The 18615-nt window shown below is 75.3% G+C and carries 17 protein-coding genes; 10 read left to right on the forward strand and 7 right to left on the reverse strand.

Going from position 1 to position 18615, the window contains the following annotated elements; all coding sequences use genetic code 11:
- The first annotated feature begins 25 nt into the window (after positions 1-25).
- Genes J5O08_RS03020 through J5O08_RS03030 form a run of 3 tightly spaced genes read left to right on the forward strand, consistent with a single transcriptional unit; the run spans position 26 to position 1555 of the window.
- Entirely contained in the window at positions 26-406 is a 381-nt protein-coding gene (locus tag J5O08_RS03020; protein WP_254631187.1) for a helix-turn-helix transcriptional regulator, read from the forward strand.
- The gene (locus J5O08_RS03025) at positions 403-1332 is read left to right on the forward strand and encodes a cation diffusion facilitator family transporter (protein WP_218705363.1); all 930 of its coding nucleotides are present in this window, start codon (positions 403-405) and stop codon (positions 1330-1332) included. The genes J5O08_RS03020 and J5O08_RS03025 overlap by 4 nt, the downstream gene beginning before the upstream one ends.
- A 28-nt stretch (positions 1333-1360) precedes the next feature.
- Positions 1361-1555 (forward strand): hypothetical protein, encoded by a 195-nt coding sequence (locus tag J5O08_RS03030; protein ID WP_217616866.1) that lies wholly within the window; start codon positions 1361-1363, stop codon positions 1553-1555.
- 21 nt (positions 1556-1576) lie between these two features.
- Here the strand turns inward: J5O08_RS03030 and J5O08_RS03035 are convergent, their stop codons facing one another.
- Complete coding sequence (locus J5O08_RS03035; protein WP_218705364.1) at positions 1577-1828, reverse strand: hypothetical protein; 252 nt, start codon at positions 1826-1828, stop codon at positions 1577-1579.
- A gap of 273 nt (positions 1829-2101) precedes the next feature.
- Here J5O08_RS03035 and J5O08_RS03040 point away from each other — a divergent pair, with 273 nt between their 5' ends.
- Genes J5O08_RS03040 through J5O08_RS03055 form a run of 4 tightly spaced genes read left to right on the forward strand, consistent with a single transcriptional unit; the run spans position 2102 to position 7792 of the window.
- The gene (locus J5O08_RS03040) at positions 2102-3595 is read left to right on the forward strand and encodes a cytochrome ubiquinol oxidase subunit I (RefSeq protein ID WP_218705365.1); all 1494 of its coding nucleotides are present in this window, start codon (positions 2102-2104) and stop codon (positions 3593-3595) included.
- A complete protein-coding gene (locus tag J5O08_RS03045) occupies positions 3592-4602 on the forward strand; it encodes a cytochrome d ubiquinol oxidase subunit II (protein WP_218705366.1) in 1011 nt (336 codons plus the stop codon). The genes J5O08_RS03040 and J5O08_RS03045 overlap by 4 nt, the downstream gene beginning before the upstream one ends.
- Positions 4599-6455 (forward strand): glycoside hydrolase family 15 protein, encoded by a 1857-nt coding sequence (locus J5O08_RS03050; protein ID WP_218705367.1) that lies wholly within the window; start codon positions 4599-4601, stop codon positions 6453-6455. The genes J5O08_RS03045 and J5O08_RS03050 overlap by 4 nt, the downstream gene beginning before the upstream one ends.
- Positions 6452-7792 carry an FAD-dependent oxidoreductase gene (locus J5O08_RS03055; RefSeq protein ID WP_218705368.1) on the forward strand — a complete coding sequence of 447 codons (1341 nt, stop codon included), beginning with the start codon at positions 6452-6454 and terminating at the stop codon, positions 7790-7792. Before J5O08_RS03050 ends, J5O08_RS03055 begins: the two co-directional genes overlap by 4 nt.
- Positions 7793-7813: 21 nt before the next feature.
- On the opposite strand, the gene zwf is transcribed toward J5O08_RS03055, so the two are convergent.
- On the reverse strand, positions 7814-9220 hold the full coding sequence (zwf, locus tag J5O08_RS03060; RefSeq protein ID WP_218705369.1) for a glucose-6-phosphate dehydrogenase: 1407 nt from the start codon (positions 9218-9220) through the stop codon (positions 7814-7816).
- Between the two features lie 139 nt (positions 9221-9359).
- On the opposite strand from zwf, the gene J5O08_RS03065 reads away from it, so the two are divergent.
- Both J5O08_RS03065 and nhaA read left to right on the forward strand, forming a co-directional pair.
- On the forward strand, positions 9360-9932 hold the full coding sequence (locus tag J5O08_RS03065) for a hypothetical protein (RefSeq protein WP_218705370.1): 573 nt from the start codon (positions 9360-9362) through the stop codon (positions 9930-9932).
- Between the two features lie 147 nt (positions 9933-10079).
- On the forward strand, positions 10080-11354 hold the full coding sequence (nhaA, locus tag J5O08_RS03070; RefSeq protein WP_218705371.1) for a Na+/H+ antiporter NhaA: 1275 nt from the start codon (positions 10080-10082) through the stop codon (positions 11352-11354).
- A gap of 15 nt (positions 11355-11369) precedes the next feature.
- Here nhaA and nrdG read toward each other — a convergent pair whose 3' ends face one another.
- The 5 genes from nrdG to J5O08_RS03095 all read right to left on the reverse strand — a co-directional run bounded on the left by nrdG (position 11370) and on the right by J5O08_RS03095 (position 17821).
- Positions 11370-11987, reverse strand: a complete 618-nt coding sequence (nrdG, locus tag J5O08_RS03075; protein ID WP_147794502.1) for an anaerobic ribonucleoside-triphosphate reductase activating protein — start codon at positions 11985-11987, stop codon at positions 11370-11372.
- A gap of 1 nt (position 11988) precedes the next feature.
- Positions 11989-14253: an anaerobic ribonucleoside-triphosphate reductase gene (nrdD, locus tag J5O08_RS03080; protein ID WP_255589179.1), complete on the reverse strand. Its 2265-nt coding sequence runs from the start codon at positions 14251-14253 to the stop codon at positions 11989-11991.
- Positions 14254-14408: 155 nt separating this feature from the next.
- Positions 14409-16460 carry a discoidin domain-containing protein gene (locus J5O08_RS03085; protein ID WP_218705372.1) on the reverse strand — a complete coding sequence of 684 codons (2052 nt, stop codon included), beginning with the start codon at positions 16458-16460 and terminating at the stop codon, positions 14409-14411.
- Positions 16461-16628: 168 nt separating this feature from the next.
- Complete coding sequence (locus tag J5O08_RS03090) at positions 16629-17123, reverse strand: GNAT family N-acetyltransferase (RefSeq protein WP_218705373.1); 495 nt, start codon at positions 17121-17123, stop codon at positions 16629-16631.
- Between the two features lie 122 nt (positions 17124-17245).
- Positions 17246-17821 (reverse strand): MarR family winged helix-turn-helix transcriptional regulator, encoded by a 576-nt coding sequence (locus tag J5O08_RS03095; RefSeq protein ID WP_217616854.1) that lies wholly within the window; start codon positions 17819-17821, stop codon positions 17246-17248.
- Between the two features lie 110 nt (positions 17822-17931).
- On the opposite strand from J5O08_RS03095, the gene J5O08_RS03100 reads away from it, so the two are divergent.
- A complete protein-coding gene (locus J5O08_RS03100; RefSeq protein ID WP_218705374.1) occupies positions 17932-18564 on the forward strand; it encodes an FMN-dependent NADH-azoreductase in 633 nt (210 codons plus the stop codon).
- Positions 18565-18615 lie beyond the last annotated feature (51 nt).

Genomic DNA, 18615 nt, shown 5'->3' on the forward strand with positions numbered 1-18615 from the left:
GTCGTTCCTGACCTAGCATCGTCGTATGGCGATGACATCCCCGGCTGTCGATGACGAGAACGAGACCCGTTCCGCCGACGACGCCGCCCTCACCGCGCCGACCGCCGCGCTGTTCCGGGCGCTCGGCGAGCCGGCCCGGCTGACGATGCTGCGCCACCTGTTCACCGGCGAGCACTCGGTGCGCGAGCTGACGGACCACCTCGGGCTCGCGCAGAGCACGGTCAGCGTGCACCTGGCCTGCCTCCGGGACTGCGGGCTGGTCACCGTGCGGCAGCGCGGCCGGTCCTCGATCTACGCGATCGCAGACCCCGGCCGCCTCGCGACGCTCGTCGGCGCGGCGGAGGACCTGCTGCGCGGCGGGTCGAGCCCGGACGCGTGCGCGCATCTCGCGGGGGACCCGGCGTGAGCCACGACCACGGGCACGGCGGCGGTGCCGACGTCGCCCCGGCGGACCACCGGCGACGGCTCGCGATCGCCTTCGGCCTGACCTCGACGGTGCTGGTCGCCCAGGCGGTCGGCGCGCTGGTGACCGGGAGCCTCGCGCTGCTGGTGGACACCGCGCACATGCTCACCGACGCCGCGGGCCTGGCGATGGCGCTGGTCGCCGCGCACCTCGCGCTCAAGCCGGCGACGTCCCGGCGGACCTGGGGCTACCGGCGGGCCGAGGTGCTGGGCGCGCTGGCGCAGTCCGCGGTGCTGCTGGCCGTCGGGGGGTACGTGCTGGTCGAGGGCGTCCGGCGGCTGTTCGCGCCGCCCGACGTCCCCTCGACCGAGCTGATCGTGTTCGGCGTCATCGGTCTGGTCGCGAACCTGGTGGCGATCGCGGTGCTGGCCGGGGGCCGGAAGGCGAACTTCAACCTGCGCGCCGCCTTCCTCGAGGTGCTGAACGACGCGCTCGGCTCGGTCGGCGTCATCGTCGCCGCGGTCGTCATCGCGACCACGGGCTGGCAGCAGGCGGACGCGGTCGCGGGCCTGCTCATCGGCGCGCTGATCGTCCCGCGCGCGATCCGGCTGCTGCGCGAGACCGCCGCCGTGCTGCTGGAGTCGACGCCGCCCGGGCTCGACCTCGACGCGGTGCGGGACCACCTGCTCGGCGTCGAGCACGTGCGCTCGGTGCACGACCTGCACGCGACGCTGGTCGCGACGGGGCTGCCGGTGGTCACGGCGCACATCACGGTCGACGACGAGTGCTTCTCCGACGGGCACACCGCGCGGATCCTCGACCAGCTCCAGGACTGCCTCGCCACGCACTTCCCGATCTCGGTCGAGCACTCGACGTTCCAGATCGAGCCCGCGTCGCACCGCACGCACGAGCACCTCGGGCACGCCTGACCCGTCCGGGGCGTGCGAGGCTCGTCCCATGCCCGACGCACCCCGCCTGCCGGCCGACGACCGCCCCGCGATCATCCGGATCGTCGCGACCCTGGTGCTCGGGGGTGCACTCACCCTGGGCGGGGTGGTCACGAGCACCCCGGCGGTGACGATCGCCGGGGTGCTCGTGCTGTTCGTCTGCTCGCTCGCGACGCGGGTCTGGTACTTCCGCCGCCGGCGCTGACCCGACCGGCGGCGCCGACCCTCAGCGGTCGACGTCCTCCGGCTCCGGCCCGGGGCTCGTCGGCCGTGCCGCCCCCGGGGCGCCCGACGGCGTCCCCGGGACCGCCTCGGTCCCGGCCCCGACCGCGCCGGACGCGCGCTCGGCGCGGTGCGCCTCGTGGCGCGGGTCGTCCTGGTTGATGTCGTCGGGGTCGGGCCCGGGGCTCGACGGCCGGGTGGGCGCCTCGGCCGGGGCGCGGACCGGCTCGTCGCGGGGGTCCGGGGTGGTGGTCATGGCGGTCTCCGTTCGCGCGGGGGTGGGTCGCGTGCGGAGCGCCGCGGCCCTGCGTCACCGGCGACGCTACGCGCGTGGCGGGCGAGCGCACCCCGGGACGCCGGACCCCTGTGCCGTGTCCGATATGTCCGGTATGGTCGCGCTGACGGGTGGCCCCGGCCACCCCGCCGCCGTCCCGCGTGCCCCGCCCGCGTCCCCCGACCCGGACCGGCCGCCACACCCCCCGGACGGGCACCGCCACCCGCGGTCGCCCCCGCACGGGTGAGGAGACGCGTGGTGCTTCCCGTCGACCAGCTCGCCGCCGCGGCCGCCGTCAGCGCGGTCGACCCGGTGCCGTGGGCCCGCTCGCAGATGGCGTTCACGCTCGGGTTCCACATCATCCTGGTGCCGCTCGGGGTCTCGTGGGCGGCGATGGCGCTCATCGCCAACTACCGCGGCGTCAAGCACGACGACCGCGACGCGTTGGAGCTCGCGCAGCGCTGGTCGAAGTACATGGCGGTCACGTTCGCGGTCGGCGCGGTGACCGGGACGGTGCTGAGCTTCGAGTTCGGGCTGCTCTGGCCGCGGTTCATGGCGCAGTGGGGCGACGCGTTCGGGGTGCCGTTCGCGTTCGAGGGGATCTTCTTCTTCCTCGAGGCGATCTTCGTCGCGATCTACATCTTCGGCTGGCGCCGGCTGCGGCCCTGGCCGCACTTCTGGACCGGGGTGCCGATCGTCCTGGCCGGGGTGCTGGGCTCGGTGTCGGTGGTGGCGGCGAACGCGTGGATGAACGCGCCCACCGGCTACACGCTCGACGGCTCCGGACGGATCGCGACCGTGGACCCGGTGCGCGTGATCTTCAACGACTCGATGCCCTGGCAGGCCGCGCACATGGTGGTCGCGGCGTACCTGGTCGGCGGCTGCCTGGTCGCCTCGGTGTACGCGTTCGCCATGCTCCGCGGGCGCCGCGACCGGTACCACCGGCTCGGGTTCACGATCGCCTTCACGGTGGCGGCGATCGCGGCGCCGATCCAGATGGGGGTCGGTGACGGACTGGCGCGCTGGGTCTACGAGAACCAGCCGGTGAAGTTCGCCGCGATCGAGCTGGTGCCGGAGACGTCCTCGGACGTGCCGGAGACGCTGCTGGGCCGGCTCGGTCCCGACGGCCAGGTGGAGGGCGGGCTGCCGATCCCCGGGATGGCGTCCTGGCTGTCGGACCCGAGCACGGGGCGGGACACCGTGGTGCAGGGCCTCGACTCGGTGCCCGCGGACGAGCGGCCGACCACCCGCGAGGTCAACACCGTCCACCTGGCCTGGGACGTCATGGTCGGGATCGGCACGCTGCTCCTGCTGCTCGCCGGCTGGTACGGGGTGGTCTGGCTCGTCCGACGCCGGGCGCCGCGGGGACGGCTGTTCCTCGCGGCGGTCTCGGCCTCCGGGGTGCTCGCCGTGCTGGCGATGGAGGCCGGCTGGATCGTGACCGAGGTCGGCCGGCAGCCGTGGATCGTCTACGAGGTGATGCGCGTCGAGGACGCCGCCACCGGCAACGAGGGCGTGTGGGCGACGTTCGTCGGCGTCGTGCTGCTGTACCTGGTGCTGGGCACGACGACGGTGCTGGTGCTGCGCGCGATGAGCCGGCGGTTCCGGCGGCAGGCGGCGTTCCGGGACGACGACACCCCGTACGGCCCGTCGCCCGACGGGGTGGGGCGGGTGCCCGACGACGCCCGCGCCCCGGAGCCGGCCGCGGGCGGCGCCGCGCCGGACCACGACGCGCGGGAGCCACGATGAGCACCGCCGTCGCCGTCGTGCTGCTGCTGGCGCTCGCGGCCTACGCCGCGTTCGGCGGGGCGGACTTCGGTGCGGGGTTCTGGGACCTGACCGCGGGCGGCGCCGAGCGGGGAGCCGCGCTGCGGGCCGTGGTCGAGCGGTCGATCGGCCCGGTCTGGGAGGCCAACCACGTGTGGCTGATCTTCGTCCTGGTGGTGACGTGGACGGCGTTCCCCGAGGCGTACGCGTCGATCTGGCTCACCATGTTCGTCCCGCTGACGATCGCGGCGGTGGGCATCGTGCTGCGCGGCGCGAGCTTCGCGTTCCGCAAGGCCGTGGTCGGCACGGGTGTCCGGCGGGTGTTCGGCGGCGCGTTCGCCCTGTCGTCGGTGCTGGTGCCGTTCTGCCTCGGTGCCGTCGCGGGCGGCATCGCGGCGGGGGAGGTGCCGGCGGGCGGCCGAGCGGGCGACCCGGTCACCAGCTGGCTGAACCCGGTGTCGATCGCGGTCGGCGTGCTGGCGGTGGCGCTCGCGGCCTACCTCGCGGCGGTGTACCTGGTCCGCGACGCCCGGCACGGCGACGACCCGGCGATGGTCGGCTACTTCCGGCGCCGGGCGGTCGCGGCGGCGGTGGTGGCGGGCGTGGTCGCCGCGGTCGGGCTGGTCGTGGTGGACCGGGACGCGCACCCCGTCTTCGAGGAGCTGGTGACCACCGCGCTGCCCCTGGTCGTGGCCGGGACGCTGTGCGCGGTGGGCGCCCTGCTGCTCCTGCTGCGCGACGCGACCCGCGGGGCCCGGGCGCTGGCGGTGCTCGCCGTCACCGGCGTGATCGCCGCGTGGGGCGTGGCGCAGTGGCCCGACCTGCTGCCCGGCGCGCTCACGGTCGCCGACGCGGCCGCCCCCGACGGGACGCTCACCGCCCTGGTCGCCGCGGTCGGCCTCGGGCTGCTGCTCGTCGCCCCCGCGTTCGTCCTGCTGTACGTGCTGGCGCAGCGCCGGCTGCTCCCCGAGGAAGGTGTCGAACCATGAGCGTGTCCCCGTTCCCGCCGATCGCCGACTACGCGTTCCTGTCGGACTGCCACACCGGGGCGCTGATCGCGCCGGACGGCTCGGTCGACTGGCTGTGCCTGCCGTCGTTCGACTCGCCGGCCGTGTTCGGGAACCTGCTGGACCGCGGCGCGGGGTCGTTCCGGTTCGGGCCGTACGGGATCAACGTCCCGACGTCGCGCGCGTACGTGCCGGGCACCAACGTCATGACGACGACCTGGCACACCCCGGGCGGCTGGCTGCTGGTGCACGACGCGCTCACGATGGGCCCGAGCACCGGCCACGACGCCGTCACCCCGCACACCCGGCCGCCCGCCGACGACGACGCCGAGCACCTGCTGGTCCGGACGGTGAAGTGCCTGAGCGGCAGCATCGAGGTCGAGCTGGTCTGCGAGCCCGCGTTCGACTACGGCCGCACGCCGGCGACCTGGACCGCGGTGGGCGAGGACGGCCACGCCGCCGACGCGACCGGCGCGGGGCAGACGTTCCGGCTCGCGACCGACATGCGGATCGGCATCGAGGGCGGGTCCGCGCGCGCCCGGCACGTCCTCGCCGAGGGGGAGACCGCCTACTGCGTCGTCTCCTGGGCGGACGGCCTCGTCGTGCCGGCCGACGACGCCGACGCCGAGGGCCGGGTCCGGGCCACGATCGACTTCTGGCGGAACTGGCTCGCCCGCGCCCGGGTGCCCGACCACCACCTGCGCCCCGCCATCGAGCGGTCCGCGCTCACCATCAAGGGCCTGACCTACATGCCCACCGGCGCCACGGTGGCCGCGCTCACCACCTCGCTGCCCGAGACGCCCGGCGGCGAGCGGAACTGGGACTACCGGTACACCTGGATCCGGGACACCACGTTCACGCTGCAGGCGCTGCACTACCTCAACCTGGACTGGGAGGCCGACGAGTTCATGCAGTTCGTCGCCGACCTGGAGCCGGCCGAGGACGGCGGGCTGCAGATCATGTACGGCGTCGACGGGCGGCGGGACCTCACCGAGTCCACCCGGGACGAGCTCACCGGCTACGAGCACGCCCGCCCGGTCCGGATCGGGAACGCCGCGTTCGACCAGCGGCAGAACGACGTCTACGGCGCCGTGCTGGACTCGATCCTGCTGCACACCGTCCGCAGCCGGCACGTGCCCCGGCGGCTGTGGCCGCTGGTCGAGTCGCAGGCCGCGGCTGCGATGGCCACCTGGAAGGAGCCCGACCAGGGCATCTGGGAGGCGCGCGGCAAGCCGCAGCACTACGTGTCCTCCAAGCTGATGGGCTGGGTCGCGATGGACCGGGCGGCCCAGCTCGCCGGGATCCGGGACGACCGGGAGCACGCGGAGCAGTGGCGCGCGACCGCCGACGAGATCCGTGCCGACATCCTGGAGCACGGGCTGCGGGACGACGGCGCGCTGCGGCAGCACTACGACACCGACGCGCTCGACGCGTCCACGCTGCTCGCGCCGCTGTTCGGGTTCCTGCCGCCGGAGGACCCGCGGATCCGGGCGACGGTCGAGGCGGTCGGCAGCGAGCTCACCGAGAACGGGTACGTGCTGCGGTACCGCACCGACGAGACCGACGACGGGATGTCCGGCAAGGAGGGCACGTTCCTCATCTGCTCGTTCTGGCTGGTGTCGGCGCTGGCGGCGATCGGCGAGTCGGAGCGGGCGAACGACCTCATGGAGCGGCTGCTGCGCATCGCCTCCCCGCTCGGCCTCTACGCCGAGGAGTACGAGGTCGAGCGGTCCCGGCACCTCGGCAACCCGCCGCAGGCGTTCTCCCACCTGGCGCTCATGCAGGCCGCGGGGCGGATCATCCTCACCGACTTCCGCAAGGAGATGTCCCTGTGACCGCCGACGGCGCGGTGGACCTGCCGCAGGACCCGGTCGTCGTCCTCGGCGGCGGCCTCGCGGGCGTCGCGTGCGCCCACGCGCTCGGCGACGCGGGGGAGCCGGTCGTGCTGGTCGACCGGAACGACTACCACCAGTTCCAGCCGCTGCTCTACCAGGTGGCGACGTCGCAGCTGCCCGCCGAGGACGTCGCGCGCCCGCACCGGGTCATCTTCCACAAGCACCCGACCGTGCGCGTGCTGACCGCCGAGGCGGTCGCGGTCGACGCGGCCGCGCACCGGGTCACGTTGGGCGACGGGACGGAGGTCGCGGGGTCCCACCTGGTGCTCGCCGCGGGGGCGCAGCCCGAGTTCTTCGGGGTGCCCGGCGCGGCGGAGCACGCGTTCCCGCTGTACTCGGTGGTGGACGCCGAGCGGTTGCGGCGGCACCTGCACGGCCTCGTGCGGGAGCACGCGCACGCGCCCGGGACGAAGGACGCGCCGGAGCCGCCCCTTGGCGCGCTGGACGTCGTCGTGGTGGGCGGCGGCCCGACCGGAGTCGAGACGGCGGGCGCCGTGGCCGAGCTGATGGCCGCGCTGACCCGCACGGGGCGCCTGGCCGCGCCGGCGCGGGTCGTCCTGGTCGACCGCGGGACCGCCCTGCTCGCGCCGTTCACCGACGCGGCGCACCACTACGCGCACGGCCACCTGACGAGCGTCGGCGTCGAGGTCCGGCTGGGCACCGGGGTCGCGGCCGTGCACGCCGACCGGGTGGAGCTCGACGACGGCACGACGATCCCGACCCGGACCGTCGTCTGGGGCGGCGGGGAGTCGGCCGCGCCGATCGTGCTCGGGGCCGGCGTGCCGACCGGCCGCGGCGGGCGGGTGGACGTCGCCGCCGACCTGAGCGTGCCCGGGCTGCCCGGCGTCTACGCGGTCGGCGACGCGGCCAACATCCCCGGCCCGGACGGCCGCACGCTCCCGCAGCTCGGCTCCGTCGCGCAGCAGTCCGGCCGGGCCGCGGGGGCGAACGTGCTCCGCGAACGGCGCGGGGCGCCGACCGAGCCGTTCCGGTACAAGGACAAGGGCATCATGGCGATGATCGGCCGGAACGCCGCGGTCGCCGAGGTCGGGCACCGGCACCACACGGTCGAGGGCCCGGTCGCCTTCGCCGCCTGGCTCGGGGTGCACGCCATGCTGCTCAGCGGGGCGCACTCCAAGACCGACGCGTTCCTGTCCTGGGCGTGGGACTACTTCGACCGGGACCACTCGGCGCTCGTCGAGATGACGGACGCGCCGCACCGGATCGCGTGGGAGGACTCGACGGCGGACGTGCCGCACATCGACCCGGGGGCGTGACGCCCCGGGTCGTCGGCCGGCTCAGACCCAGGGCCCCCGCCAGCCGCCCGACCGCTCGGTGAGCGCGTCGGCGGCGGCGGGCCCCCACGTGCCCGGGGCGTAGGCGTGCACCGGCGGCGGGTCGTCCAGGAGCGGCTGCATGATCCGCCAGGTCTCCTCGACGGCGTCCTGCCGGGCGAACCGCGTGCTGACCCCGGCGAGCGCGGCCTCCAGCAGCACCTCGTACGGCGTCGGGCCCTCGCCGCCCTCGTCGGCGAACTGCATGTCGAGCTCGATCGGGGCGGCGAGCCGGGCGACGTCCGCCCGGTGCGCGTCCACGACGATCCGGATCCCCGTCGACGGGTCGAGCCGCACGATCAGCTGGTTGGGCTCGACGACGCCGCCGCGCGGCCCGAACCCGAGCCGCGGCGGCCGCTGGAACACCAGCCGCAGCTCGGTCTGGGTCGCGCGGAGCTTCTTCCCGGTCCGGAGGTAGAACGGCACCCCGGCCCAGCGCCAGTTCTCGATCTCGAGCCGCAGCGCGGCGTAGGTCTCGGTCGTCGACCCGTCGGCGACGCCCGCGACGTCCCGGTACCCCTCGTACTGCCCGCGCACGTAGTGCCGCGGGTCGGCCTCGACCACCGCCCGGAACAGCGCGACCTCGGAGTCCTTGAGCGTCGCCGGGTCGCCCCGCGACGGCGGCTCCATCGCGGAGGCCGCCACCACCTGCATGAGGTGGTTGACGACGACGTCCCGCAGGGCGCCCACCGGGTCGTAGAAGTGGCCTCGGTCGTCGACGCCGAAGTCCTCGGCCATGGTGATCTGCACGCACTCCAGGTAGCTGCGGCTCCACAGCGGCTCGAGGATCGCGTTGGCGAACCGCAGGTGCAGGATCTCCTCGAGCCCCATCTTCCCGAGGTAGTGGTCGATCCGGAACAGCTGCGACTCGTCCAGGTGCTCGTGCAGCTGGTCGGCGAGCTCCCGCGCGGACGCGAGGTCGTGGCCGAACGGCTTCTCGACCACGACCCGCGCGTGCTCGGTCAGGTCCGCCCCGGCGAGCCCGTCGACGACCCGGCCGAACAGCGACGGCGGGATCTCCAGGTAGAACACCGGGGTCGCCGCGCCGTCGACGGCCTTCGCGACCCGCTCGTAGGTCTCCGGGTCGGTGAAGTCGCCGCTCACGTAGGACAGCCGGCCGGCGAACCGGGCGAACACCTCCTCGTCGATCCGCTGCCCCGTCGCCTCGATCGAGGTCCGCGCGCGCTCGACCAGCCGGTCGAGCGGCCAGTCGTCGACCGCGACCCCGACGACCGGCAGGTCCAGCAGGCCGCGGCTCTCCAGCCGGTACAGGGACCGGAAGGTCATCACGCGGGCGAGGTCGCCGGTGATGCCGAACACGACCAGGACGTCGGCGGGTCGCGGCTCCGTGGCCGCGCGGGATCCAGTCATCGCTGCCTCCTCGGCTGGCGGGCCGGGCGGCGCCCGTCGCGTCGCCGGGGTCCGGTCCGAGCCAACTCCCGGCGCGCGGCCGCGTCCTCATCCGCGGCGGGCGATGCGGGCGCGGGCGGCCCGGGCGAGGCTGGTCGGCGTGAGGCACGCCCGGGACACCCACGGCGCGGCACCGGTCGCGCGCTCCGCGCGCGGGCTCGCCGCCGTCGGGCTGCTGGTCCTGCTCGCCGCCTGCTCGGGCGGGTCCGGGGGCTACGGCGGGGACGGCGGTCCGTCCGCGAGCCCGTCCACGAGCCCGTCGGCGGCGACGTCGGAGCCCGCGCCGTCCGGGTCCGCCGTGGCGCTGACCGCGGGGTCGTCGGTCGTCGGGCTGCCCGAGGGCGTGGCCGCGCCGCCGGAGGGCGCGGTCGCCGGGGCGTCGCGCACCGCCGACCCGTCGCTGATCTACGTCATCACCTTCGGGTCGAGCACCTGCCCGATGGTCGCGGACCCCGACGCGGTCGCCACCGGCGCGGCGGGCGCGGACGAGGTCGAGATCACGTTCCCCGAGCCCACCGGCGGCGCGTGCACCGCGGACTACGTGCCCGCGACGACCGTGGTGGCGCTGCCGGAGGAGCCCACGGGCGACCTGCGCGTGCTCCTCGGCCCGGCGGGCGACGTGACCCTGCCCGCGGGGTCGGACGAGGTCGAGTGGGTGATCGACCAGGGCTGAGCCCGCGGCCGTCCGGCTCGCGGACCCCGGGTGCCGTCCGCCCCCGCCGTCGGTAGGGTCGTCCCCTGGTGTGCCGGGAAGTCTGGTCGGCTCCGCGCTCGGCGACCCTCCGTGCGCGGGTTCAGCCGCCACCTCCTGGGGAGAACCGTGCCGCACCACGACACCCGCACGTCCGCACGCCCGCTCCGCGCCTGGGCGTCGCGCGAGACGACCGGCGGGGCCCTGCTCATCGCCGCCGCCGCGCTCGCGCTCGTCTGGGCGAACTCGCCCTGGCGCGAGGCGTACCACGACCTGTCCGCCTGGACCGTCGGCATCGAGGCCTGGCACCTCGACCTGGACCTCGCGCACTGGGCGGCCGACGGGCTGCTCGCGATCTTCTTCTTCACCGTCGGCCTCGAGCTGAAGCACGAGATCGTGGCGGGCAGCCTGCGGGACCCGCGACGGGCGGCGGTCCCGGTGATCGCCGCGGTGGGCGGGATGCTGGTCCCCGCCGCGATCTACCTGGCGGTCGTGACGGCCGCGGGCGACGCGGGCGCCGCCCGGGGCTGGGCGGTGCCGACGGCCACGGACATCGCGTTCGCGCTCGCCGTGCTCGCGATCTTCGGGCGCGGCCTGCCGGTCGCGATCCGGACCTTCCTGCTCACGCTCGCCGTCGTCGACGACCTGCTCGCGATCGTGGTGATCGCGGTGTTCTACTCCGACGGCGTCGCGCTCGCGCCGCTCGCGGCCGCGGTCGGCGCCGTGGTGCTGTTCGCCCTGCTCGCGCGCTCGGCGTACGTGCACCCGTGGCTGCTGTGGCCGCTCGGTCTGGTGGCGTGGGGCTTCATGCACGCGTCCGGCGTGCACGCGACGATCGCGGGCGTGCTGCTCGGGCTCACCGTGCCCGCGCGGCCCGTGAACGGCGAGCAGGGGTCGCGGGTGCAGCGGTACGAGCACGCCGCGCGGCCCTGGTCGTCCGTGATCGCGCTGCCCCTGTTCGCCTTCTTCGCGGCCGGGGTCACGCTGGTGGACGGCGACGCGGTCGGTGGCGTCGTCGGCGAGCCGGTCGTCCTCGCGGTGGTCCTCGGCCTGGTGGCCGGCAAGGTGCTCGGCATCCTCGGCGCGGTCGCGCTGGTGACGCGCGGCTCCGGCCTCCGGCTGCCCGAGGGGGTCGGGATCCGGGACCTGGCGCCCGTCGGGCTGCTCGCGGGCATCGGGTTCACGGTCTCCCTGCTGATCGCCGAGCTCGCGTTCGAGGGGGACGACGGCCTGGTCGGGGCGGCGAAGATCGCGGTGCTCGCGGGCACCGTGCTGTCCGCGACGGTGGCCGCGGTGCTGCTCCGGATCGACGCGCGCCGCGCGCGGTCGGCCGACGAGAACCGCGACGGCGTGGTCGACCGGCCGCAGCCGGCGATCGGCTCCGACGAGACCCTCGTGCCCTGACCGGGCGGGGTGCCCTCAGACCAGCGCGCGCCGGTCCGGGGGCGCCCCCACGTCCGTCGCCCCGACGAGGCCGCCGCGCGGCACCGCGCGCCCCGCGGCCAGCGAGGCCGGGACGTCGAGCACCCGCTGGTTCCGGCTGCCGCGGAACGCCAGCGTGAGGTCGCGCTGCGCGAGCTCGAACCGGCCGTCGACCAGCACGTCGAGCTCGCCGAGCAGCTCGGCCTTGTCGGCCTGCCCCGCCGCGGCCTCTGCCAGGAGCTCCTCGAACGTGTAGCCGGACCAGCACCACACGTCCTTCGCGCGCCCGTGCTCGGCGCGCAGCCGGCGCACCACCCGCAGGCACGCACCGGTGTTGAGGAACGGCTCGCCGCCGAGCAGCGACAGCCCCTGCACGGCCTCGTGGGCGAGGTCGGCGGCGATCCGGTCCGCCAGCGCGTCGTCGAACGGGGTGCCGTACCGGAACGACCAGGCCGCCTCGTTGAAGCAGCCGGCGCAGGCGAACGGGCAGCCCGACACGTACAGGCTGCACCGCACGCCCTCGCCGTCGACCATGACGAACGGCTTGTAGTCGGCGACCCGGTCCTGGCTCAGGGCCGCCGCGCGCCACTGGCCGACGGCGGGCGTGCGGGCCACGTCAGGCGCCCCCGGCGTCCCCGGCCGCCGCCGCGAGCGACGTCGGGCCGGCGAGGTGCTTGACCCGGGACGAGATCTCCACGTGCCGGCCGTGCACCATCGGCCGCTGCTGGGGGTTGCCCAGGTAGCCGCAGGTCCGCTTCACCACGTCGCAGGTGCGCGGGTCGCTGTTGCCGCAGCCCGGGCAGGCGAAGCCGCGCTCGGTCGGGGTGAAGTCGCCGGAGAACCCGCACTCCAGGCAGCGGTCGATCGGGGTGTTCGTGCCGAGGTAGCCGACCCGGTCGTAGGCGTAGTCCCACACGGCCTCGAGGGCCTTCGGGTTCTGCTGCAGCACCGGGTACTCGCAGTAGTGGATGAACCCGCCCGACGCGTACTGCGGGTACTCCGCCTCGAAGTCGAGCTTCTCGAACGGGGTCGGCGCCTTGCGCACGTCGTAGTGGAACGAGTTCGTGTAGTAGTCCTTGTCGGTGATGTCCGGGACGAGCCCGAACTTCTTGGTGTCCAGCCGGCAGAACCGGTCGGTCAGCGACTCGGACGGCGTGGAGTACACCGAGAACTGGTAGCCGTGCCTCGCGGTCCACTCCTTCGCGCGGGCCGCGAGGGTGCGCAGCACGCGCAGCGTGAACTCCTTGGCCTCGGGGTCGGACTCCCAGTCGCCGCCGTAGAACGCGGCCGCGGCCTCGTACAGCCCGATGTAGCCGAGCGAGACCGTCGCGCGGCCGCCGCGGAACAGCGCGTCGACGTCGTCGTCCGGCGCGAGCCGCTGCCCGAACGCGCCGTGCACGTACAGGATCGGGGCGTTCGCCGGCACGGCCTCCTTGCACCGCTCGACGCGGTACAGCAGCGCGTCGTGCACGGTCTCCAGCCGCTGGTCCAGCAGGGCCCAGAACGCGTCCAGGTCGCCACGGGTCTCCAGGGCGATGCGCGGGACGTTGAGGGTCACCACGCCCAGGTTCATCCGGCCCTCGACGACGTCGTTCCCGTCGGCGTCCTCCCAGCCCTGCAGGAAGGACCGGCAGCCCATCGGCACCTTGAACGAGCCGGTGATCTCGACGATCTTGTCGTAGCTGAGGATGTCCGGGTACATGCGCTTGGTCGCGCACTCGACGGCCAGCTGCTTGATGTCGTAGTTCGGGTCGTCCGCGGTGAGGTTCACGCCGCGGCGCAGCGTGAAGATCAGCTTGGGGAAGATCGCGGTGCGGCGCTCCTTGCCCAGACCGAGGATGCGGATCTGCAGGATGGCGCGCTGGATCTCGCGCTCGAACCAGCCCGTGCCGAGGCCGAACCCGACCGACGTGAACGGGGTCTGCCCGTTCGACGTGAACAGGGTGTTGATCTCGTACTCGAGGCTCTGCATCGCGTCGTAGACGTCCTTGCGGGTCTTCTCCTCCGCGTACGCGCGCCGGCGCTCCGGCTCGGAGACCCACTGCTCGGCGTCGGCGAGGTGCTTGGCGAAGTTCCGCTCCGCGTACGGGGCCAGCAGCTCGTCGATCCGGTTGACCGAGCAGCCGCCGTACTGGCTCGACGACACGTTCGCGATGATCTGCGAGATCTGCGCGGTCGCGGTCTGGATGGACCGCGGCGGGTCGACCTGGGCGTTCCCGATCCGGAAGCCCTCGGACAGCATCGTCCGGAAGTCGATGAGGCAGCAGTTCGTCATCGGGGCGTAGGGGTGGTAGTCGAGGTCGTGGTAGTGCAGGTCGCCCTTGGCGTGCGCGTTCGCGACGTGCGGCGGGAGCATCCGCAGCCCGATGGCCTTGCCCACCGCACCGGCCGTGAGGTCGCGCTGGGTGTTGAAGACGTCGGCGTCCTTGTTGGCGTTCTCGTGGACGACGGACGAGTCCTTGCCGACGAGCTGGCCGATCGAGTGGTTGACGTCGAGGGCCTTCGACCGCGCCAGGTCCCGCTGCACCCGGTAGTCGATGTACGCCTCGGCGACCTCGTACTCGCGGGCCTCCAGGAGCGTGTGCTCGACCACGTTCTGGATCTCGTAGATCCGCACCTCGCCGGTGAACCGGGCGGCGAGCTCCGCGTCGATCCGCTCGACCAGCTCGGCGATCGTGAGGTCGTGCAGCGGGCCCAGCAGGCCGTGCACGTGCGCGAACGCGCGGCCGAGCGCGCTGTGCACCCGGATCGGGTCGAAGGGCAGCACGCGGCCGTCCCGCTTGCGCACGACGAGCCCCGCGGCGGCCGAGGGGGAGTGCGGGCCGTCCGCGGCCGGTGCGGCCTCCGCGAGCTCCGAGACGTGCGGTCCCACCAGCGTCATGCGTATCCACTCCCGATCTGCTCGCGGCACTAGATGTAGTGCCTGGTCCAGCCTCGCAACCCCACATGTGGGGGGCAATGGGACGAACGTCCCTGGGGTGCGCCGTCCTGCGGGGTAGGACGGGGGCGTTCACCCGAACGGAGCACCGGCGCCCGTCACGCCAGGACGCGGAGCTCGGCGACGCTCCACCACGGGTCGGCGTCGGCGGTCAGCCGGACGCGCAGGTACCGCACCCCGGTGCCGTCGAGCGCGGCGGCCGCGACCTGACCGGCCCCCGCGCGGGCGGGGGCGGCGACGGTCCAGGACGCGCCGTCCGCGCTGGCGAGCACCTCGTAGCCGCGGGGCCAGTCGCCCGCGCTCCCCGCGCCGGCGTCGAGGACGACGCCGCGGACCGCGACCGCGCGGCCGAGGTCGACCTCCAGCGCGTCGCCCGGGCGCTGGGGGCGGCCGGTGGACCACCGGGTGGCGGGGTCGTCGTCGATCGCGCGCGCGGCGACGTCGCCGGTGCAGCACGGGTCGTCGGGGCCGGCCGGGTCGGCGGTGGCGACGGCGCCCGACAGGTCCGGCTGTGTGGGGAGTGCGGAGGCGTCCGGGTCGGCGGCGCGGGCGGTCCCGGGGTCGGCGACCGCGCGGGCGCCCGCGTCGCCGACGAGGACCGTGCTCAGCGAGCGCGGCGGGAGGCGGACGGGGTAGCGGGCGCCGCCGTCCAGGACGTCGACGGTGGCGTCCTCGTCGCCGTCGTGGGCCACGAGCAGGACCGTCGCGCCGGCCGGGGTCCGGAGCGCCACCTGCGCCACGGTGTCGCCGGCGGTCGACGTCGAGCCGACCCGGGTCGAGCCGCGCGGCAGGAAGCGTGCGGCGTGGGCGAGCACGTCGTGCTCCGCGTTCGGCGTCGCCTCCGCCCCGTCGACGGTGACCACCCCGGTGCAGGTGCCGCAGCCGCCGACGTGCGGGCCGCCGTCCGGGTCGAGCGCCAGGTTCCAGGTGAGCACCGCGGAGGCCCCGTGCGCGAGCGAGGCCACCAGCAGGTGGCGGGACTGCCAGCCGAGCGTGTCGGCGAACACCTGCTCGGGCGGGGTGCCCGGCGCGTGCGAGCCCGAGCACTCGGTGACCCAGACGGCCGCGTCCGGGAACTCGTCCCGGACCGCGTCCTGCGCCGACGCGTCCCCGGAGTAGCAGTGGAAGGCGACGCCGGCGACCCAGCGCGCGGCGTCGCTCCGCAGCACGCGCAGCGGGTAGTCGGCCTCGGGGTCCGCGCCCTCCGGCGTCGACGCGGCGTCCGCGGGGTGCAGCGCCCAGTTGTGGTCGTACGCCAGCACCGCCGGGTCGAGGCCTGCGTCCGCCAGCGCCGGACCCAAGGCGTCGAGCAGCCGCACCTCGTCGGCGACCGGCAGGTCCGTCCCGGGGTAGCCGTCGGGGTGCCGGGCCTGCGGCTCGTTCTGCACCGTGAGCGCGTCGACCGGCACCCCGGCCGCCGCCCACTCCTGGAGCGACCGCACCAGGTACGTGGCGTAGGTCGCGTACGCGCGGTCGTCGTCGAGCAGCCGGCCGCCCTCGAGGCTGCCCGAGGTCTTCAGCCAGGCCGGCGGGCTCCACGGCGACGCGATCACCGTCAGGTCCGGCGCCAGCACCCGGATCTCGCGGAGCAGCGCGCGCAGCGGCTCGTCGCCCGCGCTGCTGAACCGCTCGAGGTCCCCGTCGGTCTCTCCGGGCGGGAGGTCGTCGTACGTGGTCGCAGGCCCCGGGCCGGGGACGAAGTCGGAGCCGCCGAGCGCGACCCGGACCACCGACAGCCGCACCGGGCCGGCCGGGTCGAACAGCTCGGTGAGCAGGGCGCGGCGGTCGTCCTCGGGCATGGCGAGCAGCAGCGACGCCGAGGACAGGGTGAGCGCGGCGCCGAAGCCGGTGACCTCCGGAGCGGGTCCGGCGGGGTCGTCGACGGTGATCGTGGGGGTGCCGGGGTCCGGCGTGCCGGCGGGGGCCGGATCGACCGTCGCGGTCCGCTCGACGCGGCGCACGCCGTCGGCTGTCGTGGTCCACACCTCGGCGACCCGGGCGGCGGGCTCGCCGTCGGGCGTGCGGTGCTGCCCGGTCCGCGTCAGCAGCAGCGGCACCGCGACGGCCAGAGCGGCCACCAGTGCCGCGGCGACCAGGAGCGTGCGCCCGGTGCGCCGCCGGCGCGCGTCCCCGGTGGGTCGCTCGGACATGGTCGCCCCCTGGGATCGACCCCTCCGCGAGAGTGGAAGGCCGTGACGGACACGCCGACGGCGTGTTGGTCACAACCTTCCACCGGCAGGCGCGCGCGGCGATCAGAGGGGCGGGCCCGGGCGGTGCCAGGTGTCCGGGCCGTCGGTGCGCCGGCTCGGGCGGGTGCGTCAGGCCAGGCGCTTCTCGTAGCACCGGGACTGCAGCGGCAGCGCGGTGTCGTACGGCGGGTAGGTGGGGATCCGGGTCCAGCCCAGCGCGGTGTACAGCGCCTCGGCCTCGGGCTGGCGGTCGCCGGTCTGCAGGATCACGCGGTCGGCGCCGGCGGCGCGGGCGACCCGCTCGACCTCGGACATGATCGCGCGCCCCACCCCGCGGCCGCGCTGGCCGGCCGCCACGACGACGCGCTTGACCTCCCACTCGCCGCCGTGGTCCCGCAGGGCCGCGTGGCCGATCGGGGTGCCGGCGTGGTCGACGGCGAGCACGACGTGCCGGACGGCGGCCGGGTCGACGGTCAGGGCGGCGTGCGCCGCGGCGCTCATCGGGCCGGCCGACGCGTAGCGCGCGCCCATCTCGGCGTCCATGGCGTCGCGCAGGGCGGCGGCGCGCGGGTCGGCCCAGTCGACGGACTCGAGCGTGAAGGGCGCGTCGGACGTGGTGGTCATGCGGCTGGATCCTCCCGGGGCGCGGGGCCCCGCCCGGGGTCGCACGCGGCGCAACGTAGCACGGGGGTGCCGCGGGCTCGGCGGGCGTCCGGCGCGGTCGACGGCGCCGGCTGCGTGGGCGGCTACGTGCCCCGGGCTGCGGTCGGCGCGTCGAGGTCGGCGGCCGCGGCGCAGGCGGCCGAGGCGGTCGTGTCGGCTGCGGTGCAGGCGGGCAGCAGGTCGGCGACGTCGGGCGCCGCGTGCCGCACGACGGTCAGGGCGGCGTCGCCGAGCGCCGCCATCCGATCCGGGCCGAGCGCGTCGACGACGAGGCGGCGCACCTCCCGGACGTGTCCGGGCGCCGCGCGGCGGAGCTGGTCCTCGCCGCCGTCCGTGAGCCGCGCGCTGGTGCGCTTGCCCGCGGCGACGCACGAGCCGCGCGTGACCCAGCCGGCCTGCTCGAGCCGCGCGACCGCGTGCGACAGCCGGGACGGGGAGCTCTGCGTGAGGCGCGCGAGGTCGCTCATCGGGATCTCGCCGTGCGGCCGCTCGGACAGCGCGACCAGGACGTTGTACTCGTAGAGGTTCATCCCCGCGTCCCGCTTGAGCTGCGCGTCGAGCGCCGCGGGCAGGGTGGTCAGCAGCGCGACGACGGCCTTCCAGTCCTCGACCTGGGCGTCGGAGAGCCACGGCGTGGCGTCCTCGACCCGCTGGCTCATGCCGCCGATCCTACCGGACTTGAACATTCAACACACGGGTGCCTAGGGTGCGTGTTGAACATTCAACCTCGCGCCGCGGGACCGCGGCGCCGTTCCCCCCGGGAGTCCCCATGACCGTGCTGCGCATCGACGCCTCCATCCAGGGCGCGCACTCCGCGAGCACCGCGCTCGCCGACCTCGTCACCGCCGAGCTCGCGGCCGCGCGCCCCGACGAGACCGTGGTCCGCCGGCACCTCGGCGAGCAGCCGCTGCCCGCCGAGGCCTGGGCCACCGCCGTCGGCGCAGGCTGGACACCCGCCGAGCAGCGGACCCCCGAGCAGGCCGCCGCCGTGGCGCTCGCGGTCGAGGTCGCCGACGAGCTGCGCTCCGCCGACGCCGCCGTGCTCGCGCTGCCGCTCTACAACTGGGGCGTCTCGCAGCACGTAAAGACCTGGATCGACCTGGCCATCGCCGGCGGCACCCCGGGCGACGCGTACCTGGCGGGCAAGCCGGTCGTGCTCATCGTGACCCGCGGTGGCGGCTACGGCCCGGGCACCCCGAAGCACGGCTGGGACCACAGCATCGACTACCTGCGCCGCATCGTCGGCGAGGTGTGGGGCGCGGACCTCACCGTGATCGAGCGCGAGCTCACCCTCGTCGGCGTGAACCCGGCGATGGACGCGCTGGCCGAGCCGGCCGCGCTGATGCGCAAGGAGGCCGAGGCGGCGGCCGCGGCGGCCGGCCGGGCGCTCGCGGCGCGCTGACCCGCAGCGCTCCCGGGGCGGGCGCGCCGGCTCCCGCGCCGCGCCCGCCCC

This window comes from Cellulomonas sp. PS-H5 (genome assembly GCF_019265565.1).
Taxonomy (GTDB): Bacteria; Actinomycetota; Actinomycetes; order Actinomycetales; family Cellulomonadaceae; genus Cellulomonas.